Here is a 24268-nt window from a genome sequence, read left to right on the forward strand (position 1 = left end):
CGCGAACAAGTGATGGCTTCCACAAATGTGTGTATCGGGGCGACGTCTTCGCGGGCAAGCCTCGCTCCAACAATCGTTATGCGACGAAACCTGTACAAATAATTTGACTTGTACAAGTACAAACCTATGATGAACGCAAGTTGTACAGACAAACCATCCTGTACAGGCAGTTATCAGAGGTTCTGTTATGGCAACGTCCGCCCCCTCGTTTGAAGCCCCTACCCTCGCCCGACCAAAACTTGGCATCAGCGCGTGCCTGATGGGTGTCGAAGTTCGGTTTAACGGCGGACACAAGCTTTCCCACTTGTGTACCGATGCGTTGAGTCAGTATTTCGATTTCGTCCCGGCCTGCCCGGAAGTGGCCATCGGCATGGGCATCCCCCGTGAGGCGATTCGTCTGGTGGGTGATATAGAAAATCCGCAGGCGGTCGGCTCGGTCAACCGTGAGATGAACGTGACCGAGGCGCTGGCCGATTACGGTGAGCATATGGCCACGGAGATGGGCGATATCTGCGGCTACATTTTCATGCAGAAATCGCCGTCATGCGGGCTGGAGCGGGTCAAGGTCTACCGTGAAAACGGTGCACCGCTGGACGGTGGCGGCCGAGGCATCTACGCCCGGGCGTTCTGCGACCGGCATCCCGACCTGCCGGTGGAAGAAGACGGCCGCCTGAACGACCCGGTCCTGCGGGAAAACTTCATCACCCGCGTCTACGCCTACGCCGCGTGGCAAGCGCTGCTGCAAGCCGGTGTCACACGACGGGCGCTCACCGAGTTTCACTCACGTTATAAATATCAGCTGATGGCCAATGACCCGGTGCAGTATCGCGTACTGGGCAATCTGCTCGGCACCATGGGCAAATCCGATCCTCGCGAACTGGCCCCACGCTATTTCAGCGAGTTGATGAGCGCACTGAAAAAACCGGCCACTCGGCGCACCCACACCAATGTCCTGCAGCACCTGTGTGGATACCTGCGCAAAACCATCGGCGCCGAAGACAAGCAGGAGATCCAGGCCGTCATCGATCAATACCATCAAGGCATCGTGCCGTTGGTGGTGCCCCTGACGTTACTCAAACACCATTTTCGCCAACACCCGGACCCTTACGTGGCGCTTCAGGTTTACCTGCAACCGCACCCGGAAAACCTCAGCCTGCGGAACGCCCTCTGACCATGACCAGCCCTCACCTCGCATCAACCGAGGCCGAAGACACCAACGCCTACCCCGATGCCATGGAACACGGCTGGCTGCCGATCCGCGAGATCGCGCGCCTGACCGGCGTCAACGCCGTGACCCTTCGTGCCTGGGAGCGGCGGTACGGTTTGATCGTGCCGCACCGCACGCCCAAGGGCCATCGGCTGTATTCCACCGAGCATGTGCAGCGCGTGCACGCCATCCTGACGTGGCTCAACCGTGGGGTTTCAGTCAGCCAGGTCAAGCAACTGATCGACACCCATCAAACCCCGCCGACCACGCCGGAAAGTGATTGGGATGCACTGCGCCAGACGCTGCAGCAAGCGATCAGCGAACTGGCCGAGCGGCGCGTCGACGAGATGTTCAACCAGGCCATGTCGCTTTATCCGCCGCGCACGCTTTGCGAGCAGCTGATGCTGCCGCTGCTGGCCGCGCTGGAACAGCGCTGGCAGGGTCAGTTCGGCGCTCAACTGGAACGGGTGTTCTTCTATTCGTGGCTGCGCAGCAAGCTGGGCGCGCGCCTTTACCACAACAACCGCCAACTCAGCGGCGCGCCGATCCTGCTGGTCAATCAGTCCGATCTGGCACTGGAGCCGCATCTGTGGCTCACCGCCTGGCTGGTCAGCAGTGCCGACTGCCCGGTGGAAGTATTCGATTGGCCGCTGCCGGTGGGCGAACTGGCCCTGGCCAGCGAATACCTCAAGCCACGCGCCGTGCTGCTGTATTCAAGTAAAGCGCTGAACGTGCCGCAGATGCCGCGCCTGTTGCACAACATCGCCTGCCCGATTGTGCTGGCAGGCCCCGCGGTACGTATCCATAGCACGGAATTGTCCGAATCCGTCACCGAGGTCCCGGGGCTCACCCTCGCCGAAGACCCGCTTGCCGCTCAGGTCGCGCTGCAGCGCCTGGGGCTTATTTAAGGAATAAACATGCAACTGATATGGCTGCGCAGCGATTTGCGCGTTCACGACAACACCGCCCTCGCCGCTGCCATGGAGCAGGGGCCGACGGTGGCGGCGTACGTGATCAGTCAAGGGCAATGGCGTCTGCATGACGACGCCGCCTGCAAAGTCGATTTCTGGCTGCGCAACCTGGTCGCGCTCAAAACCGCGCTGGCCGCGCTCAATGTGCCGTTGCTGATCGTGCACGCCGACACATGGGACAAAGCCCCGGCTGCATTGCTCGATCTGTGCAAGCGACACGCCATCGAAAAAGTGCACGTCAACGATGAGTACGGCATCAACGAGACCCGCCGCGACGCCGCGGTGGCTGAGGCCTTGAGCGACGCCGGCATTCAGTTCCAGGGTCATCTTGATCAGCTGTTCTTCAAGCCGGGCAGCGTGCTGACCAAGACCGGCAGCTATTTCAAAGTCTTCACTCAGTTTCGCAAGGTGTGTTACGTGCGCCTGCACCATGGCGTACCGCCGCTGGTGCGCCTGCCGGGCAAGCAAAATGCCCCGAAAATCGCCGCCGATGACATCCCGTCGCAGGTCGATGGCTTTGAATCGCCGTCGGACTCGTTACGCGCCCTCTGGCCGGCAGGCGAGGATGAAGCGAGCAAGCGCCTTTCAACCTTCGCTGACGCGCAGATTGAGCATTACCTGGACGAACGTGATTTCCCGGCCAAACCGGGCACCAGCCAGCTCTCGGCTTACCTGGCTGCCGGGGTGATTTCGCCCCGCCAATGCCTGCATGCGGCGTTGAGCAGCAATCAGGGTGAGTTCGAGACCGGCAACGCAGGCTCGATCACCTGGATCAACGAGTTGCTGTGGCGCGAGTTTTATAAACACGTGCTGACGGGCTTCCCTCGGGTGTCGCGCCACCGGGCCTTTCGACCGGACACCGAAGCTGTGAAGTGGCGCAATGCGCCCAAGGACCTGGAGGCCTGGCAGCAAGGCCGCACCGGGTTCCCGATTGTCGACGCGGCCATGCGTCAAATGCTCGAAACCGGCTGGATGCACAACCGGCTGCGGATGGTGGTGGCGATGTTCTTCAGCAAAAACCTGCTGCTGGACTGGCGCGACGGCGAACGGTTTTTCATGCAGCACCTGATTGACGGCGACCTGGCCGCCAACAATGGCGGTTGGCAGTGGAGCTCGTCGACGGGCACGGATTCATCGCCTTATTTCCGGATATTCAACCCGTTGAGCCAGTCGGAACGATTCGACCCGCAAGGCGTGTTCATCAAGCACTGGGTGCCTGAGCTGGCCGCGAGAAACAAAAAAGATATCCACAATCCGGTTGCGCAGGGCGGTCTGTTTGCCGAGGCCGACTACCCGGCGCCCATCGTCGACCTCAAGAGCAGCAGAGCCCGCGCGCTGGCCGCGTTCAAATCCTTGCCCCACCTTCAACCCGTCGGCGAAGGATTGGAGTGACGGCACGGTGAATAAACATGAGGCGCGCTTGTCAGGCAAACGCCCAGCTGAGGGCACGCTGCTTTACACTGCCGCCCCATGACCCCGATCCCTGTATTCCAAGTCCCCGTCGACCCGGTCGACCCTGCCGTCACGTGCTCAACCTGCGCGGCATGCTGCTGCCAACTGGAAGTGATGCTGATCACCGACACCGGCGTGCCCGAACGCTTCATCGATACCGATGACTGGGGCGGCGAAGTCATGCTGCGTCTGGATGACGGTTGGTGCGCGGCGCTGGATCGCGACACGATGATGTGCACCATCTACGACAGACGCCCGCTGATTTGCCGGGAGTTCGAAATGGGGGCACCGGAGTGTCTGGTGGAGCGGGAAGGGATTGCTACGGCTTACGTGTAGAGCACGCGGTTCAGGCAAGACGATGTATTTGCAGTGCCTGGGCCGTCGCCTTCGCGGACAGGTCCGCTCCCAGAGGGGGAAACCGGTTTCTTTCTGTAGAAAGGCGCTTGCCCGCGATGGCGTCGTATCAGGGCCTTATGCAGGCGCTGGAACAAATCTGATCGCGGGCAAGTGTACGCCAACACATTCAAACGGATAGTTAGAACGGCATGGTGTAGTGCAGGGCGTAGCTCTCGATACCATCGTTGTTGCTGGTCATGCCACCGTTGGAGTAGTGAGTGGCGCGAATGCCAACTTCATGCCCACCGGTGAAGCGCAGACCAAAACCGATGCGGTCTTCAAACTGGAACGCGCTGCCCAACTTGTTACCTTCAACTTCCGTGCGCTGGAACACCGAGACGCCGATACCGGCTTCGACGTAAGGCTTCACGTTCTCGCCAGCGAACTCGTAGACGAACACGGGCGAAAACGACAGGCTGTTGTTGCTGGAATTCTTGTCGCCTTCCCAGTAGGTATAGGCCCCGCTCCAGTAGCCAGTCAGACGGCCGACGCCGGTCTGCCACCAACTTTTGTCCCAATCAAATTGCGCGCCCAAGCGATAGGTCATCGTCGATTCACCGGTTTCCCCAACCGAGAATTCAACACCATCGGCTTGTGCTATCGCACTTTGCCCCAGTAACGCGGCCGCAATCGCAGCCAAACAAAACAGTCGCTTCATCTGAAACATCCTATTTTCGAATGCAGTAGTCGGATTTTTTTTCTGAATAGCCGTGCTGTAGAAGTCTGAAGCCGAGGTTTAGTTCAGCGTTAAACAGCAACTTTTCACGTTTTTTTCACGAGGCGAAGCTTCGCACATTGTCAGACGTTTTCCATAGTACCGGTAGGATGTTTCTGAAATTATTCATGTCACCACTCGTCCAGAACTGCGTCGGCTGTGGTGGACCGCCAGCCAGCAGTTCGCGCTGGGCGAGCAGGCGCTGTAATTGACGCGCCACGGCGCCCCCGGTATCGATCAGGGTGACGGCCGCAGGGACCATCTCGCGCAACAGCGGCTTGAGAAAGGGGTAGTGCGTGCAGCCGAGAATGATCGTGTCGCAGCCTGCTTGAAGCAAGGGTTCGACATAGCCCTGCAGCAGGTGGCGAATGGTCGGGCTGGTCAGGTCGCCGGTTTCGATCAGCTCCACCAACCCGGGACACGGCTGGGTGATCACCTGAACGTCTGCCGCGAAACGATCCAGCAGCGCCGCGAACTTTGCGCTCTGCAGCGTGCCGGTGGTGGCCAGGACGCCGACCACACCGGTGCGGGTGGCTGCCGCTGCGGGTTTGACCGCCGGCTCCATGCCCACAATGGGCCAGTCCGGGAAGCGTTCGCGCAGATCGGCGACACCGGCGACGGTCGCCGTGTTGCACGCCAGCACCAGCGCCTTGGCCCCTTGCGCTCGAAAGAATTCGGCAATGACCACGCAGCGCTGGCGAATAAATTCCGGGGTTTTCTCGCCATAGGGGATGTGCCCGCAGTCGGCCACGTACAACGTTGATTCATTGGGCAGCAGGCGATGGATCTCGCCAAGCACTGAGAGCCCGCCAACACCGGAGTCGAAGACGCCGACCGGTGCGTCGCTGGCCCTAGACATGGCCGGCCACGTCACGCATGAGCACTGCCACAGACTGTGCAGCCCGGGTCACGCTTGACCTTCAGTTCGCGAAACCGCGTGGTCAGCGCATCGATCAACAGCAGGCGGCCCACCATCGATTCGCCAAACCCCGCCAGTAGCTTCAACGCCTCCAGCGCCTGCAAACTGCCCACCAGCCCCACCAGCGGCCCGACCACTCCCGCTTCGCTGCAGGTGAGTTCGGCTTCGCTGCCGTGCCCGTACAGACAGTGGTAACAAGGGCTGTGCGCCAGACGCGGATCGAACACCGACAGCTGGCCTTCCAGGCGAATGGCGGCCCCGCTGACCAGAGGTTTGCGGGCGGCAACGCAGGCGGCGTTCACCGCTTCACGGGTTGAAAAATTGTCCGAGCAATCGAGCACCAGGTCCACCGCTTCAACCGCTGCGGCGAGAGAGTCGGCATCCAGCGCGGTGCGATGAGGCACCAGCTTCACGTCGGGATTAATGGCGGTGAGGCGCTCGATGGCCGAATCGACCTTGCTGCGCCCGACGCTGTGGCTGTCGTGAATGATCTGTCGTTGCAGATTGGTCAGGTCGACCGTGTCGAAGTCCGCCAGATGCAGCTCACCGACGCCAGCCGCCGCCAGGTACAGCGCCACGGGCGAACCCAGCCCGCCGAGGCCCACGATCAGCGCCCTGCTTTGCTTGAGGCGCAACTGGCCCTGGATGTCTACGTGCTGCACAAGGATCTGTCGGCTATAGCGCAACAGTTCCTGATCGGTCAGCACGGCACGCGCCCGAAGGTGATGCGCTCGTTGTCACCCAGATCGCGACGGGTCTGGATCTGTTCAAAACCATGGCTGTTGAGCAGTTCACGCACCGCCGCGCCCTGGTCATAACCATGTTCGAGCAACAGCCAGCCACCGGGCTCAAGATGCGCGGGGGCCTCGGAGGTGATCACGCGCAGATCATCCAGCCCGTCGACGCCGGCCACCAGCGCACTGCTGGGCTCGAAGCGCACATCGCCCTTGGCCAGGTGCGGATCGTCGGAGGCAATGTAGGGCGGGTTGCTGATGATCAGATCGAAGCGCTGACGCTTCAATGCACTGAACCAATGGCTCTTCATCACGGCTGCGTTGTCCAGATTGAGCCGTTGACGATTGCGCTCAGCCAGATCCACCGCCTCGTCCACACGATCCACCGCCGTGATGGTCCATTGCGGGCGATCCTTGGCCAGCGACAGCGCAATGGCGCCTGTACCGGTGCCCAGATCCAGCAAGCGGTGAGGGATGGCGCCTGGCAGCAATTCCAGCGCCGTCTCCACCAGCATTTCGGTTTCGGGGCGCGGGATGAGGGTGTGCGTGGCGACTTCCAGGTCGATATTCCAGAAGCCTTGCAGCCCCAGAATGTAAGCCACCGGCTCGCCGGTGCGACGTCTGCGCACGAACGCTTCAAAGGTGTGGGCCGCTTCGCTGCTGACAATGCGCTCGGGCCAGGTGTGCAGGAAACTGCGCGGCTTGCCCAACGCGGCGGCCAGCAGCAATTCGACATCCAGACGCGCCGTCGGAGAATCCGGTAGCTCGGCGCTTCTTAACAAGCTGGCGATAATGGTCATTTACTCACCCAGTGCCGCAAGTTGATCTGCCTGATACTCAGCCAGCAACGGTTCTATCACTGCATCGACTCCGCCGGCCAGCACTTCATCCAGCGAATACAACGTCAGATTCACGCGATGATCCGTCACTCGCCCCTGTGGAAAATTGTACGTCCGGATGCGTTCGGAGCGATCCCCCGACCCCACCAACAATTTACGCTCACTGGCGATGGCATTGGCCGCCGCGCTGGTTTGCTGATCATTGAGCTTGGCCGACAGCCAGGACATGGCCCGGGCCCGGTTCTTGTGCTGCGAACGTTCTTCCTGGCACTCGACCACAATGCCAGAAGGCAAGTGGGTAATACGAATGGCCGAGTCGGTCTTGTTGACGTGCTGACCACCCGCGCCGGAGGACTTGTAGGTGTCGATGCGCAGGTCCGATGCATTGATCTCGATCGCCTGCTGCTCATCAGGCTCGGGCAATACGGCCACCGTACAGGCTGACGTGTGGATACGTCCCTGGGATTCGGTCTCCGGAACCCGCTGCACACGGTGCGCGCCGGACTCGAATTTCAGCTTGCCGTAGACATTCTCGCCTTCGACACGGGCGATGACCTCTTTGAAGCCGCCATGCTCGCCTTCGTTCTCCGACATGATCTCGACCCGCCAACCGCGACGCTCGGCGTAGCGCGAATACATGCGAAACAGATCGCCGGAGAAAATCGCCGCTTCATCCCCGCCGGTGCCGGCGCGGATCTCCAGAAACACGTTGCGGCCGTCGTTGGGGTCCCTGGGCAGCAGCATCTTCTGCAGATTGCTTTCCAGCGTGACCAGTTGGTCTTTGGCCTCGCGCACTTCTTCACCGGCCATTTCTCGCATGTCGGGGTCGCTGTCCTTGAGCAACGCCTGCGCGCCCTCGAGATCGCCTTGCACCTTGAGCAGCTGGTTGTAGGCTGCGATCACAGGCTCGGCTTCAGCGTACTCACGCGAGTAGGCGCGAAATTTGGTCTGGTCGGAAATGACTTCGGCATCGCCAAGCAGTGCGGTCAGTTCCTCGAAACGGTCACTGAGGATGTCCAGCTTATTGAGCAGTGAAGCTTTCATTGCGGGGGTTTATCCGTGTAGCCCTCACCGAGGGCAAAGAGTTCCTGGGCCATGGTCAGCGCGTCGACGCGACCTTCGGCAGAGAGCTTTTTCAGTTGCACGCTAGGCGCATGCATCAACTTGTTGGTCAGGCTGCGCGCAAGCACCGCCAGCACATCTTCGGCGTTGGCGCCGTTGGCAAGCAAGCGCTGGGCCTTCACCAACTCTTCGTCGCGCAGCCGTTCGCTTTGCTGACGATACGCCTTGAGGACGTCGACCGCTGCGAGTTCTCGCAGCCGCGACATAAAATCGCCAACGCCCAGGGTGATCAGCTCTTCAGCCGCCTGTGCAGCGCCCTGTCGGCTCTTGAGGTTCTCGGCGACGACTTCATGCAGATCATCGACGGTGTACAGATAAACGTCGTCGAGTTCGCCGACTTCCGGCTCGATATCGCGCGGGACGGCGATGTCCACCATGAAGATGGGCTTGTGCTTGCGCAGCTTGAGTGCGCTTTCGACCGCGCCTTTGCCCAGTATCGGCAACTGGCTGGCGGTTGAACTGATGACGATGTCGCTGTTGACCAGCTCGGCCGGGATATCGGCGAGCAGCACGGCATGGGCACCGAACTGTTCGGCCAGGATGCTGGCACGCTCCAGCGTGCGGTTGGCGACGACGATACGCTTAACACCCAGATCGTGCAGGTGTCGGGCGACCAGCGTGATGGTCTCGCCCGCGCCGATCAGTAATGCCTGGCTGCGCTGCAGGTCACTGAATATTTGTTTCGCCAGGCTGACGGCGGCAAACGCAACCGACACCGGGTTCTCGCCAATGGCCGTGTCAGTCCGGACCTGCTTGGCAGCGCTGAACGTGGCCTGAAACAGGCGCCCCAGCAGCGGGCCGATGGTCCCCGCCTCCCGCGCCACGGCATAGGCGGACTTCATCTGCCCGAGAATCTGCGGCTCGCCGAGCACCAGGGAGTCGAGTCCGGACGCTACGCGCATCATGTGGCGCACGGCGTCACCCTCTTCATGCACGTAGGCACTGGCGCGCAGTTCGTCGATGCTCAGATGATGATAATCGGCCAGCCAACGCAGAATGACGTCGGCGGTGAGGTGGTCCTGTTCTATATAAAGCTCGCTGCGATTGCAGGTCGAGAGGATCGCCGCTTCGCGGCTGTCGGTCAGGCGACACAGTTGCTGTAATGCTTCAACCAACTGCTCAGGGGTAAATGCCACGCGCTCGCGGACATCGACTGAAGCAGTCTTATGGTTGATACCCAGAGCAAGAAAGGCCATTCAAGGTCGCTGATGGTGACGTGAAGCCGGCAATTGTCCTACTTCAATAGATTCAGGACAACCACGCAATACATTCAGAACGACCTGCCAAGGCTATTGTCTCTATAGAGATCACGCATTCCGAGGCCCTGGCTGCGGCAATTTGTCCACGCCGGGGCTGTAAATTGCGATGCCTTACTTTTCGCGCGGGCTGTGGGTTTGCTCCCGGCCTTGTGTCATGATGCTTTCAAACCGCAGGTAGTCGCCCTCTCCTCTATATGAATAAATCCTCCGCGCTGTTCATTGCCCTACTCGCTCTTGGTGGCTGCCAAAACACGGCCACAGTTTCTCAGCAGCCCCCTGCCGAGAAAGAGACGACTCCCGCGCCCGAGGCCAAACCTCAGGTCTACGGCTCGTTCTCTCAGGAAACCGTGGTCAGCCTGCTGGCCGCCGAATTGGCGGGGCAGCGCAATCGTTTCGACATCGCGCTGGATAACTACGTGACCGAGGCGATCAAGACTCAGGACCCGGGGATTTCCGAGCGTGCCTTTCGCATTGCCGAGTACCTGGGGGCCGATCAGGCCGCACTGGATACCTCGCTGATCTGGGCCAAGAACGACCCGAGCAATCTTGAAGCGCAACGCGCGGCCGCGATTCAGCTGGCAAGGTCCGGGCGCTACGACGACTCCATGCGTTATATGGAGAAGGTGCTGCAGGGCAAGGGCGACACGCACTTCGATTTCCTTGCGCTGTCCGCCGCTGAAACCGACTCCAATACCCGCAAAGGCCTGCTCACCAGCTTCGACCGTTTGCTGGGTAAATATCCAAAAAATGGTCAGCTGATCTTCGGCAAAGCCCTGCTGCTGCAACAGGAAGGCGACAGCGCAGCATCGCTGAAACTGCTGGAAGACAACCCGCCGAACGAAGGTGAAGTTGCGCCCATCCTGCTGCACGCGCGCTTGCTGCAAAGCATGAATCGCGGCAAGGAAGCGCTGCCTCTGCTGGAAAAGAACATCAAGAAATACCCCGACGACAAGCGCCTGCGCCTGACCTACGCGCGCACGCTGGTCGAGCAGAACCGCATGGACGACGCCAAAGTGCAATTCTCCAGCTTGGTTCAGCAATACCCTGACGATGACGAGCTTCGCTACTCACTGGCGCTGGTCTGCCTGGAAGCGAAGGCATGGGATGAGGCCCAGGGTTATCTGGAAGACCTGATCGCCCGTGGCAGCCACGTCGACTCCGCCCACGTCAATCTGGGGCGCATTTCCGAAGAGCGCGATGACCCTCAGACCGCGCTGAGTGAGTACGCTCAGGTCGGGCCAGGCAATGACTATCTGCCCGCGCAATTGCGTCAGGCCGATATTCTGATGAGCAACGGAAACACCGCCGAGGCTTCGAAACGCCTGGCGCAGGCCCGTGTCGACCAACCGGATTATGTCATCCAGCTGTACCTGATCGAAGCCGAAACGCTGACCAACAACAACCAGGCCGACCGTGGCTGGCAGGTGTTGAATCAGGCGCTCAAGCAGTATCCGGACGATTTGAACCTGCTGTACACGCGCTCGATGCTGGCTGAAAAGCGCAACGATCTGAAGCAGATGGAAACGGACCTGCGCACGATTCTCAAGCGCGAGCCGAACAATGCAATGGCCCTGAACGCCTTGGGCTACACGCTCTCGGACCGCACCACGCGCTATGCCGAAGCCAAGGAACTGATCGAGCGTGCTCACGCGCTGAACCCCGATGATCCGGCCGTTCTCGACAGCCTGGGCTGGGTCAACTATCGCCTGGGCAATCTGGATGAAGCCGAGCGCCTGCTGCGTATGGCCCTCGAACGCTTCCCGGACCACGAAGTCGCCGCGCACCTGGGTGAAGTGCTCTGGGCCAAAGGCGAACAGCGCGAGGCCCGTAAAATCTGGGGCAAAGCCCTTGAACAACAACCTGACAGTCCGGTTCTGCGCAGCACCCTCAAGCGCCTGACCGGATCAGAGACCCTTTGAATTTATGTTATTGCGCCACGTAATCGTATTCAGCTTTATCGCTCTGCTCGCCGGCTGCGCCGGTATGGGTTCCCGCGAAGCCGTACAAGGCCAGGGCAACGCCAAACAATGGCAGTCACACAAACAGCAACTGAGCGGCCTTGATGGCTGGCAGATCAACGGCAAGGTCGGCATTCGTGCGCCAAAGGATTCCGGCAGTGGGACGTTGTTCTGGCTGCAACGGCAGGACTACTACGACATTCGCTTGTCCGGGCCGCTGGGCCGTGGTGCTGCGCGCCTGACCGGTCGCCCTGGCGCGGTGTCGCTTGAGGTCGCCAATCAGGGTCGCTACGAAGCGCCGGACCCCGAGACGCTGCTGCAAGATCAGTTGGGCTGGAAATTGCCGGTCTCGCATCTGGTCTGGTGGGTCCGAGGCCTGCCTGCCCCTGACAGCAAGAGCACGCTGACACTCGATGGTGACAGTCGTCTGTCACATCTGACCCAGGACGACTGGGAGATCGAATACCTCAGCTACACCGAGCAGAACGGCTTCTGGCTGCCCGAGCGGATCAAGCTGCACGGCAAGGATCTGGACGTGACGCTGGTCATCAAGGACTGGCAACCGCGCAAGCTGGGGCAATAACGTGTCCTCGCCGCGCCTGACACTGCCCGCCCCGGCCAAGCTCAACCTGATGCTGCATATTCTCGGCCGTCGCGCCGATGGGTATCACGAACTGCAGACGCTGTTTCAGTTCCTGGATTACGGCGACGAATTGAGTTTTGCCGTGCGCGATGACGGCCAAGTGCGTCTGCAGACCGACATTGCGGACGTCCCTCACGACAGCAACCTGATTGTGCGAGCGGCCCGCGCGCTGCAAGAACAGTCCGGCAGCTCGCTTGGCGTCGACATCTGGTTGAAAAAAATACTGCCCATGGGCGGTGGAATTGGGGGCGGCAGCTCCGATGCCGCTACAACTTTGCTCGGGCTCAACTACCTCTGGAATCTGGGCTGGGATGAAGATCGCCTGGCCGCTCTAGGCCTGACGTTAGGCGCCGACGTGCCGGTTTTCGTGCGTGGCAGGGCCGCTTTCGCCGAAGGTGTCGGAGAAATCCTGACGCCCGTAAACCCGGAAGAACCGTGGTATCTGGTGCTTGTTCCGCAAGTATCTGTAAGTACAGCAGAAATTTTTTCAGATCCGCTGTTGACACGTGACACGCCTCCCATTAAAGTGCGCCCCGTTCTCGAGGGAAACAGTCGAAATGACTGTCAGCCAGTTGTAGAGAGGCGTTATCCCGCTGTTCGTAACGCTTTGAATTTGCTAGGTAAATTTACCGACGCAAAATTAACTGGAACTGGAAGTTGTGTGTTTGGGGCCTTCCCAAACAAAGCTGAAGCTGATAAAGTCTCGGCCCTTCTTACAGAGACCCTTACAGGGTTCGTAGCGAAAGGATCCAACATCTCGATGTTGCATCGCAAGTTACAGAGTCTGTTCTAAGAAACGAGTGCTAGGCACTCGGCAACATCGCTACAGGGGCGTCGCCAAGCGGTAAGGCAGCAGGTTTTGATCCTGCCATGCGTTGGTTCGAATCCAGCCGCCCCTGCCATTTTCCTATACTCATCCAGGTATACCCTCAGCCGGCAGGTACTGCGCGTGTCCAAGATGATGGTCTTTACGGGGAACGCCAACCCCGATCTGGCTCGGCGTGTCGTACGTCAGCTGCATATCCCCCTCGGTGACATCTCAGTCGGTAAGTTTTCCGATGGCGAGATTACAGCCGAGATCAATGAAAACGTCCGCGGTAAAGATGTCTTCATTATCCAGCCTACATGCGCCCCAACCAACGATAACCTGATGGAACTCGTCGTGATGGCTGATGCCTTCCGCCGCTCCTCGGCTACTCGTATCACTGCTGTTATCCCTTATTTTGGTTACGCCCGTCAGGATCGCCGTCCGCGCTCTGCACGTGTGGCTATCAGCGCCAAAGTGGTCGCTGACATGCTGACGGTCGTCGGTATCGACCGTGTACTCACCGTCGATCTGCACGCTGACCAAATCCAGGGCTTCTTCGATATCCCGGTAGATAACATCTACGGCTCCCCGGTTCTGGTGGATGACATCGAAGACCAACGCTTTGAAAACCTGATGATCGTATCCCCGGACATTGGCGGCGTCGTGCGTGCACGTGCTGTTGCCAAATCCCTGGGCGTCGATCTCGGGATCATCGACAAGCGCCGTGAGAAAGCCAATCACTCTGAAGTGATGCACATCATCGGTGACGTCGAAGGACGTACCTGTATTCTCGTCGACGACATGGTCGATACCGCAGGCACACTGTGCCACGCGGCCAAGGCCCTGAAAGAACACGGTGCTGCCAAGGTGTTTGCCTACTGCACACACCCTGTTCTGTCCGGTCGCGCGATCGAGAACATTGAAAATTCCGTGCTGGACGAACTGGTGGTGACCAACACCATCCCCTTGTCCGCCGCCGCACAAGCCTGTAGCCGTATCCGCCAACTGGATATCGCGCCGGTAGTCGCTGAGGCGATGCGTCGCATCAGCAACGAAGAATCGATCAGCGCGATGTTCCGCTAAGGGTTTTCCCTTCGCAGACATCCCGCTGACGAAAAGCGCCCCGCCCTGACAGCCCGTCAGGGCGGGGCTTTTTTGCCCGTATCGCCCGAGCGTCGGTCGCAAACGCAGAGGCGAATGTGGTTATTTTGGAGAAACAACATGAACGATTTTACTTTGAATGCTGAACTGCGTTCCGACTTGGGGAAAGGTGCGAGCCGCCGCCTGCGTCGTCTCGCAAGCCTGGTTCCAGCTGTAGTTTACGGTGGCGACAAAGCCCCTGAATCCATCAGCATGCTGGCCAAGGAAGTTGCAAAACTGCTGGAAAACGAAGCTTCGTACAGCCACATCATCGAGCTGAACGTTGGTGGCCAGAAGCAGAACGTCATCATCAAGGCGCTGCAACGTCACCCGGCCAAAGGCCACGTGATGCACGCTGACTTCGTACGCGTTGTAGCCGGCCAGAAACTGACCGCTATCGTGCCTGTACACTTCGTTGGTGAAGAAGCTCCGACCAAGAAAGGCGGCGAAGTTTCGCACGTAACTTCCGAGCTGGAAGTGACCTGCCTGCCGAAAGACCTGCCTGAGTTCATCGAAGTAGACGTGTCTGCTTTGGAGATCGGTTCGATCATCCACTTGTCCGACCTCACTGCGCCTAAAGGCGTTGAGTTCGTGGCACTGGCGCACGGTAACGACCTGGCTGTTGCCAACGTTCACGCACCGCGCGTTGTACCGACCGAAGACGATGAAGCAGAAGAAGATACTGCCGAGTAATTCATTACTTGGTAATACCGGAGTTGCTCGGGAGACCGCTGTAAAAGTCAGGCAAAACGGGCAGGATCGCGGAGTTTACATCATGGTAAATGAGCAGTTTTCTTCCAGTTTTGCCGCTGCCTGCAGCGGTTTCAACCACAACTCCAGAAAAGGGCCCTTGTCGTGACTGCCATACAACTGATCGTTGGCCTGGGAAATCCAGGCGCTGAATACGAACAGACCCGGCATAACGCAGGGGCCCTTTTTGTTGAGCGTATTGCTGCGGCGTATCGAGTCAATCTCGTGCCCGAGCGCAAATTCTTTGGCCTGACCGGACGCTTCACGCATCAGGGTCAGGATGTTCGTTTGCTGATCCCCACCACCTTCATGAACCGCAGTGGCCAGGCCGTAGCAGCGCTCGCCGGCTTTTATCGAATTGCGGTTGACTCGATCCTGGTGGCTCACGACGAACTTGATCTCCCGCCCGGCGTTGCCAAACTCAAAGTAGGCGGCGGTCATGGTGGACACAACGGGCTGCGCGACATCATCGCCCAGCTGGGTAACCAGAATACATTTCACCGTCTGAGGCTTGGCATCGGCCACCCAGGCGATGCCAGCAAGGTATCCGGTTTCGTTCTGGGTCGAGCGCCACGCGCCGAGCAGGAAAAACTGGATGCCAGTATCGACTTTGCCCTCGGCGTGCTGCCGGACATCTTCGCCGGTGAATGGAACCGCGCGATGAAAAACCTGCACAGCCAGAAGGCCTGACATCACTCGAGGGGAAACACCATGGGATTCAATTGCGGCATCGTCGGCCTGCCCAACGTCGGCAAGTCCACCTTGTTCAACGCCCTGACCAAATCCGGCATTGCGGCCGAGAACTTTCCCTTCTGCACGATCGAACCGAACACCGGCATCGTGCCGATGCCCGATCCGCGCCTCGCAGCGCTGGCCGCTATCGTCAACCCGAAGCGGATCCTGCCGACCACCATGGAGTTCGTGGATATCGCGGGTCTGGTCGCCGGTGCATCGAAGGGTGAAGGCCTGGGCAACAAGTTCCTCGCCAACATTCGCGAAACCGACGCCATCGCTCACGTGGTTCGCTGCTTCGAAGACGAGAACGTGATTCACGTGTCAAACAGCGTCGACCCCAAGCGCGACATCGAGATCATCGACCTCGAACTGATCTTTGCCGACCTCGACAGCTGCGAGAAGCAGTTGCAGAAGGTCACTCGCAACGCCAAGGGCGGCGACAAGGACGCAGTGGTTCAGAAAGGCCTGCTGGAACAGCTCATCGCTCACTTCAGCCTGGGCAAGCCAGCACGCAGCCTGATGAAGTCCATGAATGCCGACGAAAAAGCCGTCATCCGTGGCTTCCATCTGTTGACCACCAAGCCGGTCATGTACATCGCCAACGTCGCGGAAGACGGTTTCGAGAACAACCCGCTGCTGGACGTGGTGCGCGCCATTGCTGAAGAAGAAGGCGCAATGCTGGTCCCGGTCTGCAACAAGATCGAAGCGGAAATCGCCGAGCTCGATGACGGCGAAGAGAAAGACATGTTCCTCGAAGCGCTGGGCCTCGAAGAGCCAGGTCTGAATCGCGTGATCCGCGCCGGTTACGAAATGCTCCATCTGCAAACTTACTTCACCGCCGGCGTGGAAGAAGTGCGCGCGTGGACCGTGAAGGTGGGCGCCACGGCCCCACAAGCGGCGGGCGTGATTCACACCGACTTCGAAAAAGGCTTCATCCGCGCCGAGTGCATCGCCTACAACGACTTCATCCAGTACAAGGGCGAAGCCGGTACCAAGGAAGCCGGTAAATGGCGCCTGGAAGGCAAGGATTACATCGTCAAAGATGGCGACGTGCTGCACTTCCGCTTCAACGTCTGATCGGAATATTAAGTTTCACGGTGTTTTTTGAAACACTGTGAAACTGACCAAAACCCATTAAAACCGCGCCTTTGCGCGGTTTTTCTGTTTCAGAAAGTCGCATCTTGTTTCTGCCGCTTTCATCCAAGAGGTGAGTAGGTTTTTGAGTACGTGAATTTGCTAAGCGCTAGAGTGGTGAGTACAGTGGGTTTACAGCACACGGAGACTTGAGATTGCTAACCGATGCCCACTGCCGCAGCGCCAAGCCGAAGGAAAAGCTATATCGGCTCAATGACCAACGTGGTCTGTACTTGGAGGTCAAACCTACAGGCGTGAAAGCATGGCGGTATCGCTTCGCGCTGAATGGCAAGTCCAGCATGATCGGACTCGGCGAATACCCGGCCGTGAAACTGTCAGAAGCACGAGAACGAAGCGAAGCGGCACGTAAGCTGGTCAAGGAGGGCGTGAATCCAGCCCAGCAAAGGCAGCTAGACCGGGTTAGGCAAGCAAACGAGGCGACCAATACATTTGATGTCATAGCCAAAGAGTGGTTACAGACCAAAGACTGGGAAGACATCACCAAAAATCGACGCCTCGATATGTTGGAGCGAGTGGTGTTTCCCAACATAGGAAAACTTCCTGTTCGCGAGGTTACCTCAGCTCAGATACTCAGCATCCTCCAGTCCACATTCAAGCGCGGCGCTCCGAGCGTAGCAGCAGAGGCTCGTCGCACCATGTCTGCGGTGTTTGAGTATGCCGTCGCCACGCTCCGAGCCGATAGCGATCCAGTCTGGCCAGTTCGTAAAGCACTGCCCACCAACAAAACGCAGCATAAGACTGCCCTAACCACGGATCAGATCGGCAAGCTATTACGTGATTTCGACAACCACCGTTGCAGCTTCCAGCTCAATTATTGCATCCAGCTGATGTGGTGGACGCTAGGCCGACCGAGCGAGGTAGCCGAAGCCGAATGGGAGGAATTTGATCTTGAAGCAGCGATTTGGCGAATACCTTCGCGAAGAATGAAGGCGCGCAAGGAGCACGTAGTTCCCCTCCCCCGCCAGGCAATCCAGATGCTCAAGGGGCTCCACACCATCACTGGCACCCGGCACCATCTATTCCCTGGCCGAGACAACAGACAGATGCCGATGGCAGTTGCATCGATGCGCCAAGCTTTGAAAGTTATAGGGTGGAGCGGTAAATACAGCCCCCACGGCACACGAACTACTGGTAGCACTCGATTGAACGAGCTCGGATACCGCCCAGACGCCATCGAAGCTCAGCTTGCTCACGCGGATCAGAATAACGTCCGTCGAGCCTATAATCATGCGACGTACTTCGACGAGCGCCGCCTGATGATGCAGGATTGGGCAGATCATTTGGATGTCTGGAGGAAGGGATGAACCAATCACGGTACCTACCCAGCGGCTTTGTCAGCAGCCTGAGCGAGCAGGAGACGAAGATGGTTAATACGGCCGCAGATATCGCTTACAAACGTCGCTCAGCGGGCCTGCCGTCTATTACCCGAATCTATCCGTTCTGCTTAAAGCTGCTTGAGCTTTCGGACGGCTATATGCGACTGAAAAAAGACCAGGAGCGGGCGATTGCTTTAGCTCCTCTCCTAAAGGAGGTTTCGCGCGCGAGCCTAGACCTTCGATCCGCCCTCCAAGCAATTGACCAATGTGGTATTGAAGCGCTGGGGGACGCTTTAGATAGGCGGAATCTCGATGGGGGAGACACTACACAACGGGATATCCGGCTGCCCTCGTCAGACTCTACGCTTGTGTCATGGCTTCAAACGCAGGGACTGGAAGATCTGCAAAAGGCTGCAGCCGGTATGACGGCCCCACGAGGCCGTGGCCGCCAACTCCAAGCACAAGAGCAATGGGCATCACTAGAGTTCGTTCGCCTATGTCACTCCCACGGATGGACCAATGTAAAGGTCGCTAACGGTGGATCAGAGAGCAAAATGGCCCCACGTCCAGAACCGTCGGATGCCGTGATCTGCTTAGCGGCGGTTTTTGAAGTGGCGGGAATCTCATCTATACGCTCGCTTACCCTAGCCAATACTGCTCTTCGATCGTTACGTAAGGGGATGGAGCACGTCGTGCTGCACACGTACGGAACGGAGGCTGACGCATATGAAGAGCATGAGCATTATGATATTTCACTTAAAGCTAGCGTGAGTGAATCACTAAAGCTGCTTTCGGCACTACCCAACTTCATACCAAAAGACCATTGAATCAAGGCGCTCGTTTGCGTTCGGATTGACCTGTCGTTTGCATAGGATTTGATCAGAAAGCCTGATGGCTTTGACAGGCAGGAGTGGATCCAGCTGCAGGTCAGCACCGGCAGAAATCGGCCAGAATTAGCCCTTCGATGATTAAGGAACTCTGGACACCGTAGAGTTATTCAGCTATCTGATGTAAATGTTCTGAGGTGATGACTGGGCGACAAGACTGATGATGGATGACATTGGTACCGTTCGCCAGCCATGCACCAAATTAAGGCGGTGCTAACAGTGAAAGAAATCCTTGGCAGGCTATATTTGTGGCAAATAGCTCTCAATAGAATCGTCGATCTTCTGGCACTTAGGCAGCGCGTGGATCGCTTCTGCAACACTGGACGACCGATGCATATAACCGAGTTATATGATGATGAGCGCAGGAGATTGAAAACTGGCCTACGACTTGATGGGGAGGCATTAAATGGTTTTGAAGAGAAACATGGCACCTTATTCCCTGACATTCATGATATACAGCTTATTGACGAGCTAATAACCGAAGAAATAATCATTAAACTATGCACTATTTTCAACGACGGTTACGGGAAAGCAGGAGTTATTGCCGCAAATAAGAGGCTATTTTGGGAGCCGACTCTCGATGAGATAATTTTACAGGCATTTTCCGGTGACGTTAGAGAAAAGTTCAATAAATTTATAGAAGATGCCAAAGCATACCGAAACAAGCAAGGCGCTCACTTTGACCAAGAAAGCTTTGTGATGACGCACGGAAATAAGAAACCCAATGAAGACGGGGTTATTTATAGCGTGGGGTGGACCAACGCCTTGTTGACGTTTGACTGGAGCTTTGTAAGCGACACAATTCCAATTTTTAATAGATCCTTAAATAACCACATTAAAAGCGTTCAAAAGGAAGCTGGCATAATTTAGGGGATGGCTTGGAAACATACAATTAGTTAAAGTCGTTCACTTCGCTCACAGGAAGGAGCTAAGCCCGTCCCTTAAGACTCTTGCCTGTCCTGAGCGGCAGCGCGGCAGAGGGTGAACGGCCGAATTGAGGGAAATGCTCTGTGTATACCAGCGTCAGGATTTGCGCTGATCTCTAAAATATGTCTTTTTTAAAAAACATCTACTAAAGCTCACACCTCGTATGCATAATATTTCTAGAAAACTGAGCTGCTCGAAGAATTGCTCTCTCATTAACCTCAGAGTTCCTCAGCAAGGAAGGTTCATACGAGTAACGTAAGTTTGCGAGATCGTATAGCTCCCTATAGACTTCGGCCCCCATATTATGATTGCAACGCTCACATAGTGTTACCAAATTTCTAAAGCTAGTTTCCCCGCCTTGCGAATATGGTCTTACATGCTGCAAAGTTAGCCCGTCAGATTCGGCGCAATTAACACAGTGATTTCCATCTCTATCTAATATTCTTTGTTTAAACTTTCCTCGAAAACTTCTTTTACGAATAGATGCCGATGCCAGCTCGATATCGGTAAAAGACCCGTAAGGAGAGATAAGGCACTTTCGTGTTTTTATCCAGTGAGCCATGTATTGCCTCACATACTTTTCATCTGCAATTGCCCATCCCTGAATACAAGTCCAGTCGTAATAGCTTTCTTCGCTATTAACGACAATATAACTTACTCCTAACTCCTTGAGGGCGCTAGGAAACACCTCGCTGTTCACCAACGAAGGCTTTCGAGCCTCAAGGCCGTTTGAGTCGGGCGCGCTACCTGATGTTAAAGTTGAAAAATAACCATAGCCGCCACAGACTAATTTAAGATCAAAGGCATAGCCATTCATGTAAACCTTCCATAGGAAACTTGTGGTTTCTCTCGGTCCGTCTTATCAGTTCCGGAAAACGGCGTAAGGTGCCTTTAGCGTAGCGCCATCGCGACGGCATGCAAAGATAATTGTTCCTGATCTGGCAGGCGTATCTGCCTGACTCCTTTTTGCCGATTCTGTTGACAACATCGGCTGCGGTTTTCAGGGCAGATAAGTAAGCGCACGAGCTTGAAATCTTAAATGGCTGCACAGGTGTTCGGACACGGATTTCACGTAGCCGCGCGAATACAGTTTCCTTCACCGCTCGGCTTCCGGGGGATGCAATTGCGCAGCAGACCTCTCTGACTATCGGTACCCATAACGTCTTTCGCTCTTTTACCGGGCCCAAGGTGAGTAACGGGTGGTTCACACATGAGCTAGCCGTAGCTCATAGCTGAGCGATAGCGATCTCGAAATGTTGCTACGAAACATCGGAAGCCATACCTGTTTAAGACAGGCCGCTGTACACACACCCGACGATCAAGGTTGACCTCGCTAGCCTACTGGTGGCGCACATATCCATCAATTCCCATCGCTGGGCATTTGTGCAAGCAGGCTGAATGTGGTTACATCTGTAAATTCGATTATCCACATATGCAGAGCAATTGCTTATGAGCCTTGCACCACACACATTCTTCAAGTGCTTGGGTGATGAAACCCGCGCTCGGATCATGCTCATGCTTTCGGCTGAGGGTGAGCTGTGCGTGTGCGAGTTGATCTGGGCACTGGACGATAACCAGTCGAAGGTTTCGAGGCACCTGGCCCAGCTGCGTGCCTGCGGATTACTAGCGGATCGCAGGCAGGGTCAGTGGGTTTACTACCGCCTGCATCCCGAGCTTGAACAGTGGGCACTTGATGTTCTGAATGTCACTACGCAGGCACACCAGTCATGGGTTACCGACCATCAAGGACGGCTGGCCTCCATGGAAGACAGACCCGTGCGCCAAGCCTCCTGCTGCTGACCTCCGACCTGGAACATACCCATGCTCATCGCAGCATCGATTTTCGTAGTTACGCTCGTCTCTGTTATCTGGCAACCCAAGGGGTTAGGTGTCGGCTGGAGCGCGGCAGCGGGTGCCGTTCTGGCACTACTGACTGGCGTCGTAAGTCTGGGGGATGTGCCGGTTGTGTGGCACATCGTCTGGAACGCTACCGCGACCTTCATTGCTGTGATCATCATCAGTTTGTTGCTCGATGAAGCGGGATTCTTCAAGTGGGCGGCGCTGCATGTAGCTCGCTGGGGTCAGGGCAACGGTGGACGCCTGTTTGCGCTGATGATCCTGCTCGGTGCAGCCGTTTCGGCACTGTTCGCCAATGATGGAGCCGCACTGATTCTGACCCCAATCGTCATCGCGATGCTGACAGCGCTGCGCTTTAGTCCGGCATCGACCCTGGCATTCGTGATGGCCGCAGGTTTCATCGCTGATACCGCCAGTCTGCCGATGGTGGTGTCCAATCTGGTGAACATCGTTTCGGCAGACTTTTTTGGCGTGGGTTTTGGTGAGTACGCCTCAGTGATGTGGCCGGTAAACCTGGTGGCGGTGGCCGCGACGCTGTTCATGCTCTGGATGTTCTATCGCAAGGACATTCCCGCCCAGTACGACGCTAATCAGCTTGAAGCCCCAGATGCAGTGATTCGTGACCGGGCGACATTCATTGCTGGCTGGTGGGTGCTTGGTCTGCTGCTGGTTGGCCTTTTCGCACTGGAACCGTTAGGCATCCCCATCAGCGCCGTCGCTGCTGCGTGTGCGGTGATCCTGCTGGTCATCGCAGGTAAAGGCCACATCATCTCCACGAGAAAGGTCATCAAGCACGCGCCCTGGCAAATTGTCGTGTTTTCGCTGGGCATGTATCTGGTGGTCTATGGCCTGCGTAATGCCGGGCTAACCGACTCGCTCTCGGCGCTGTTGAACATTTTTGCCGAGCATGGCCTATGGGCCGCTACCTTGGGTACCGGTATCACCGCTGCGCTGTTGTCCTCGATCATGAACAACATGCCGAGTGTGCTTATCGGCGCTCTGTCCATTCAGGGCAGCGACGCTACGGGACTGGTACGTGAGGCCATGATCTACGCCAACGTCATCGGTTGCGATCTTGGCCCCAAGATCACGCCCATCGGAAGTCTGGCCACGCTGTTGTGGCTGCATGTGCTGTCGCAGAAAAATATCCGCATCACTTGGGGCTACTACTTCAAAGTCGGCAGCATCCTCACCCTTCCTATCTTGCTGGTAACGCTGGTGGCACTGGCGTTGCGGCTGAGCATCCCTGTCTAGGAGAAACCCATGAAAGTACTATTTATGTGTACGGCAAATAGCTGCCGGAGCGTTCTCTCGGAGGGGTTGTTCAACCACTTGGCCCCGAGCGGTTTTACTGCCGTCAGTTCGGGCAGCTTCCCAAGCGGGCAGCTGAATCCCCGCGCCGTGAGCACGCTGCGAGCGCTAGGCATCGATACCACACATCTCTACAGCAAAGGCTCAGAGGTTTTTTCGGACTCACCACCGGATGTGGTGATCACCGTGTGTGATAAGGCTGGAGGCGAACCCTGCCCGGTCTATTTCGGGCCTGCTGTCAAAAGCCACTGGGGGCTTGCCGATCCTTCCAATGTTGAAGGAACAGATAGCGAAATCCAGGCCGCATTTGACGCAACCGTCGTCCAGATTAAAAAGCGTTTCGACGCATTCTTCAGTCTGGTTCATTCGGCGCTCACACCGCAGGAATTGAAGCGCGAACTAGATCGAATAGGTGAACTGTAATGGACGAATTTTCCTTGGAAAGCAGTCTAGATCTACCTAACCTGGATCAGTCGCTAATCGACGTCGCCACACTGGATCGCCTGCAAGGCAACGAGCAACCGACGCACAAGCCACGCATCTTGTTGCTGTATGGCTCAACCCGTGAGCGCTCTTTCAGCAGGCTACTGGCCCAAGAGGCCGCGCGCATCCTGACTCTAATGGGAGCCGAGGCCTTCATCTTTGATCCCTCGGGTCTGCCTCTCCCTGATGACGCTCCGGAAGACCATCCAAAGGTTAAAGAGCTGCGGGATCTGGTTCTGTGGTCAGAGGGACAGGTGTGGTGTTCGCCAGAGCGTCACGGTGCAATGTCTGCTGTGTTCAAAGCCCAGATCGACTGGATTCCTCTCACGATGGGCGCTGTCCGCCCCAGCCAGGGCAAGACGCTGGCGGTCATGCAGGTCTGCGGTGGATCACAGTCGTTCAACACGGTAAACCAGCTGCGGATCCTCGGGCGCTGGATGCGGATGATCACCATCCCAAACCAGTCGTCAGTACCCAAGGCCTTTCTGGAGTTCGACGACGCAGGGCGTATGAAGCCATCTGCCTACTACGACCGTGTTGTGGACGTGATGGAGGAACTGGTGAAGTTCACGCTGATGGTTCGGGGCCGGGAAACGTATCTGGTAGACCGCTATTCGGAGCGCAAGGAAAGCGCCGAGGCACTCTCGAAACGAGTCAATCAAAGATCGATTTGAGCGACCAAGG

At 57.4% G+C, this 24268-nt stretch carries 25 protein-coding genes and 1 tRNA gene; 19 read left to right on the plus strand and 7 right to left on the minus strand.

The annotated features are described in order from the left end of the window. Positions 1-187 precede the first annotated feature (187 nt). The 4 genes from ABQX22_RS02940 to ABQX22_RS02955 all read left to right on the plus strand — a co-directional run bounded on the left by ABQX22_RS02940 (position 188) and on the right by ABQX22_RS02955 (position 3966). Positions 188-1171: a YbgA family protein gene (locus ABQX22_RS02940; RefSeq protein ID WP_349796320.1), complete on the plus strand. Its 984-nt coding sequence runs from the start codon at positions 188-190 to the stop codon at positions 1169-1171. A 2-nt stretch (positions 1172-1173) separates the two neighbouring features. Beyond that, a complete protein-coding gene (locus ABQX22_RS02945; protein WP_349796322.1) occupies positions 1174-2115 on the plus strand; it encodes a MerR family transcriptional regulator in 942 nt (313 codons plus the stop codon). Positions 2116-2124: 9 nt separating this feature from the next. Then, positions 2125-3570 (plus strand): deoxyribodipyrimidine photo-lyase, encoded by a 1446-nt coding sequence (gene phrB, locus ABQX22_RS02950; protein ID WP_349796324.1) that lies wholly within the window; start codon positions 2125-2127, stop codon positions 3568-3570. 78 nt (positions 3571-3648) lie between these two features. After that, positions 3649-3966, plus strand: coding sequence for a YkgJ family cysteine cluster protein (locus tag ABQX22_RS02955; RefSeq protein WP_349796326.1), 318 nt, complete (start codon positions 3649-3651; stop codon positions 3964-3966). 199 nt (positions 3967-4165) lie between these two features. On the opposite strand, the gene ABQX22_RS02960 is transcribed toward ABQX22_RS02955, so the two are convergent. The 6 genes from ABQX22_RS02960 to hemA all read right to left on the minus strand — a co-directional run bounded on the left by ABQX22_RS02960 (position 4166) and on the right by hemA (position 9551). Then, the gene (locus ABQX22_RS02960; RefSeq protein ID WP_349796328.1) at positions 4166-4684 is read right to left on the minus strand and encodes an acyloxyacyl hydrolase; all 519 of its coding nucleotides are present in this window, start codon (positions 4682-4684) and stop codon (positions 4166-4168) included. A gap of 115 nt (positions 4685-4799) precedes the next feature. Further along, a complete protein-coding gene (gene murI / locus ABQX22_RS02965; RefSeq protein WP_349796330.1) occupies positions 4800-5600 on the minus strand; it encodes a glutamate racemase in 801 nt (266 codons plus the stop codon). 11 nt (positions 5601-5611) lie between these two features. After that, positions 5612-6367, minus strand: a complete 756-nt coding sequence (locus ABQX22_RS02970) for a molybdopterin-synthase adenylyltransferase MoeB (RefSeq protein WP_349796332.1) — start codon at positions 6365-6367, stop codon at positions 5612-5614. Next, positions 6361-7194, minus strand: a complete 834-nt coding sequence (gene prmC / locus ABQX22_RS02975; RefSeq protein WP_349796334.1) for a peptide chain release factor N(5)-glutamine methyltransferase — start codon at positions 7192-7194, stop codon at positions 6361-6363. The genes ABQX22_RS02970 and prmC overlap by 7 nt, the downstream gene beginning before the upstream one ends. Then, positions 7195-8277 carry a peptide chain release factor 1 gene (gene prfA / locus ABQX22_RS02980; protein WP_349796336.1) on the minus strand — a complete coding sequence of 361 codons (1083 nt, stop codon included), beginning with the start codon at positions 8275-8277 and terminating at the stop codon, positions 7195-7197. Then, entirely contained in the window at positions 8274-9551 is a 1278-nt protein-coding gene (hemA, locus tag ABQX22_RS02985) for a glutamyl-tRNA reductase (protein WP_349796338.1), read from the minus strand. Before hemA ends, prfA begins: the two co-directional genes overlap by 4 nt. Before the next feature lie 257 nt (positions 9552-9808). Between hemA and ABQX22_RS02990 the strand changes: the two genes are divergently transcribed. From ABQX22_RS02990 to ABQX22_RS03040, 11 genes are all read left to right on the plus strand, one after another. Beyond that, positions 9809-11533, plus strand: coding sequence for a tetratricopeptide repeat protein (locus ABQX22_RS02990; RefSeq protein WP_349796340.1), 1725 nt, complete (start codon positions 9809-9811; stop codon positions 11531-11533). Positions 11534-11537: 4 nt separating this feature from the next. After that, a complete protein-coding gene (gene lolB, locus ABQX22_RS02995) occupies positions 11538-12155 on the plus strand; it encodes a lipoprotein insertase outer membrane protein LolB (protein ID WP_349796342.1) in 618 nt (205 codons plus the stop codon). A 1-nt stretch (position 12156) separates the two neighbouring features. Beyond that, complete coding sequence (gene ispE, locus ABQX22_RS03000; protein WP_349796344.1) at positions 12157-13008, plus strand: 4-(cytidine 5'-diphospho)-2-C-methyl-D-erythritol kinase; 852 nt, start codon at positions 12157-12159, stop codon at positions 13006-13008. 34 nt (positions 13009-13042) lie between these two features. After that, a tRNA-Gln gene (locus ABQX22_RS03005) sits at positions 13043-13117 on the plus strand. 56 nt (positions 13118-13173) lie between these two features. Further along, positions 13174-14106 (plus strand): ribose-phosphate pyrophosphokinase, encoded by a 933-nt coding sequence (locus ABQX22_RS03010; RefSeq protein ID WP_349796442.1) that lies wholly within the window; start codon positions 13174-13176, stop codon positions 14104-14106. A gap of 138 nt (positions 14107-14244) precedes the next feature. Further along, positions 14245-14856: a 50S ribosomal protein L25/general stress protein Ctc gene (locus ABQX22_RS03015; protein WP_349796346.1), complete on the plus strand. Its 612-nt coding sequence runs from the start codon at positions 14245-14247 to the stop codon at positions 14854-14856. A 162-nt stretch (positions 14857-15018) separates the two neighbouring features. Next, entirely contained in the window at positions 15019-15603 is a 585-nt protein-coding gene (gene pth, locus ABQX22_RS03020; RefSeq protein WP_349796348.1) for an aminoacyl-tRNA hydrolase, read from the plus strand. Positions 15604-15624: 21 nt separating this feature from the next. Further along, positions 15625-16725 carry a redox-regulated ATPase YchF gene (ychF, locus tag ABQX22_RS03025; RefSeq protein WP_349796350.1) on the plus strand — a complete coding sequence of 367 codons (1101 nt, stop codon included), beginning with the start codon at positions 15625-15627 and terminating at the stop codon, positions 16723-16725. A gap of 212 nt (positions 16726-16937) precedes the next feature. Continuing rightward, positions 16938-18107: a tyrosine-type recombinase/integrase gene (locus ABQX22_RS03030; RefSeq protein ID WP_057409487.1), complete on the plus strand. Its 1170-nt coding sequence runs from the start codon at positions 16938-16940 to the stop codon at positions 18105-18107. Beyond that, positions 18104-18946 carry a hypothetical protein gene (locus ABQX22_RS03035; protein ID WP_057409486.1) on the plus strand — a complete coding sequence of 281 codons (843 nt, stop codon included), beginning with the start codon at positions 18104-18106 and terminating at the stop codon, positions 18944-18946. Before ABQX22_RS03030 ends, ABQX22_RS03035 begins: the two co-directional genes overlap by 4 nt. A 279-nt stretch (positions 18947-19225) precedes the next feature. Then, positions 19226-19876, plus strand: a complete 651-nt coding sequence (locus ABQX22_RS03040) for a hypothetical protein (RefSeq protein ID WP_206683087.1) — start codon at positions 19226-19228, stop codon at positions 19874-19876. Between the two features lie 202 nt (positions 19877-20078). Here ABQX22_RS03040 and ABQX22_RS03045 read toward each other — a convergent pair whose 3' ends face one another. Then, on the minus strand, positions 20079-20750 hold the full coding sequence (locus tag ABQX22_RS03045) for an HNH endonuclease (RefSeq protein WP_081021763.1): 672 nt from the start codon (positions 20748-20750) through the stop codon (positions 20079-20081). 632 nt (positions 20751-21382) lie between these two features. Between ABQX22_RS03045 and ABQX22_RS03050 the strand changes: the two genes are divergently transcribed. Genes ABQX22_RS03050 through arsH form a run of 4 tightly spaced genes read left to right on the plus strand, consistent with a single transcriptional unit; the run spans position 21383 to position 24258 of the window. Next, a complete protein-coding gene (locus ABQX22_RS03050; protein ID WP_057409485.1) occupies positions 21383-21733 on the plus strand; it encodes a metalloregulator ArsR/SmtB family transcription factor in 351 nt (116 codons plus the stop codon). A 21-nt stretch (positions 21734-21754) separates the two neighbouring features. Then, the gene (locus tag ABQX22_RS03055; RefSeq protein ID WP_057409484.1) at positions 21755-23044 is read left to right on the plus strand and encodes an arsenic transporter; all 1290 of its coding nucleotides are present in this window, start codon (positions 21755-21757) and stop codon (positions 23042-23044) included. Between the two features lie 9 nt (positions 23045-23053). Further along, a complete protein-coding gene (locus tag ABQX22_RS03060; RefSeq protein ID WP_057409483.1) occupies positions 23054-23524 on the plus strand; it encodes an arsenate reductase ArsC in 471 nt (156 codons plus the stop codon). Further along, positions 23524-24258 carry an arsenical resistance protein ArsH gene (gene arsH, locus ABQX22_RS03065; RefSeq protein WP_057409482.1) on the plus strand — a complete coding sequence of 245 codons (735 nt, stop codon included), beginning with the start codon at positions 23524-23526 and terminating at the stop codon, positions 24256-24258. Before ABQX22_RS03060 ends, arsH begins: the two co-directional genes overlap by 1 nt. Positions 24259-24268: the final 10 nt, after the last annotated feature.

Source organism: Xanthomonas sp. WHRI 1810A (genome assembly GCF_040202885.1).
Classification (GTDB): domain Bacteria; phylum Pseudomonadota; class Gammaproteobacteria; order Pseudomonadales; family Pseudomonadaceae; genus Aquipseudomonas.

What these genes read in the sequence shown, in the direction of transcription:
- murI (WP_349796330.1), bottom strand. Translation starts at nt 5,600, where the DNA reads ATGTCTAGGGCCAGCGACGCACCGGTCGGCGTCTTCGACTCCGGTGTT.
- prmC (WP_349796334.1), bottom strand. Translation starts at nt 7,194, where the DNA reads ATGACCATTATCGCCAGCTTGTTAAGAAGCGCCGAGCTACCGGATTCT.
- arsH (WP_057409482.1), top strand. Translation starts at nt 23,524, where the DNA reads ATGGACGAATTTTCCTTGGAAAGCAGTCTAGATCTACCTAACCTGGAT.
- ABQX22_RS03035 (WP_057409486.1), top strand. Translation starts at nt 18,104, where the DNA reads ATGAACCAATCACGGTACCTACCCAGCGGCTTTGTCAGCAGCCTGAGC.
- ABQX22_RS02940 (WP_349796320.1), top strand. Translation starts at nt 188, where the DNA reads ATGGCAACGTCCGCCCCCTCGTTTGAAGCCCCTACCCTCGCCCGACCA.
- ABQX22_RS03055 (WP_057409484.1), top strand. Translation starts at nt 21,755, where the DNA reads ATGCTCATCGCAGCATCGATTTTCGTAGTTACGCTCGTCTCTGTTATC.
- ABQX22_RS02955 (WP_349796326.1), top strand. Translation starts at nt 3,649, where the DNA reads ATGACCCCGATCCCTGTATTCCAAGTCCCCGTCGACCCGGTCGACCCT.
- ABQX22_RS03010 (WP_349796442.1), top strand. Translation starts at nt 13,174, where the DNA reads ATGATGGTCTTTACGGGGAACGCCAACCCCGATCTGGCTCGGCGTGTC.
- prfA (WP_349796336.1), bottom strand. Translation starts at nt 8,277, where the DNA reads ATGAAAGCTTCACTGCTCAATAAGCTGGACATCCTCAGTGACCGTTTC.
- phrB (WP_349796324.1), top strand. Translation starts at nt 2,125, where the DNA reads ATGCAACTGATATGGCTGCGCAGCGATTTGCGCGTTCACGACAACACC.
- lolB (WP_349796342.1), top strand. Translation starts at nt 11,538, where the DNA reads ATGTTATTGCGCCACGTAATCGTATTCAGCTTTATCGCTCTGCTCGCC.
- ABQX22_RS02960 (WP_349796328.1), bottom strand. Translation starts at nt 4,684, where the DNA reads ATGAAGCGACTGTTTTGTTTGGCTGCGATTGCGGCCGCGTTACTGGGG.
- ychF (WP_349796350.1), top strand. Translation starts at nt 15,625, where the DNA reads ATGGGATTCAATTGCGGCATCGTCGGCCTGCCCAACGTCGGCAAGTCC.
- ABQX22_RS02990 (WP_349796340.1), top strand. Translation starts at nt 9,809, where the DNA reads ATGAATAAATCCTCCGCGCTGTTCATTGCCCTACTCGCTCTTGGTGGC.
- ABQX22_RS03060 (WP_057409483.1), top strand. Translation starts at nt 23,054, where the DNA reads ATGAAAGTACTATTTATGTGTACGGCAAATAGCTGCCGGAGCGTTCTC.
- ABQX22_RS03050 (WP_057409485.1), top strand. Translation starts at nt 21,383, where the DNA reads ATGAGCCTTGCACCACACACATTCTTCAAGTGCTTGGGTGATGAAACC.
- ABQX22_RS03045 (WP_081021763.1), bottom strand. Translation starts at nt 20,750, where the DNA reads ATGAATGGCTATGCCTTTGATCTTAAATTAGTCTGTGGCGGCTATGGT.
- hemA (WP_349796338.1), bottom strand. Translation starts at nt 9,551, where the DNA reads ATGGCCTTTCTTGCTCTGGGTATCAACCATAAGACTGCTTCAGTCGAT.
- ABQX22_RS03015 (WP_349796346.1), top strand. Translation starts at nt 14,245, where the DNA reads ATGAACGATTTTACTTTGAATGCTGAACTGCGTTCCGACTTGGGGAAA.
- ABQX22_RS02945 (WP_349796322.1), top strand. Translation starts at nt 1,174, where the DNA reads ATGACCAGCCCTCACCTCGCATCAACCGAGGCCGAAGACACCAACGCC.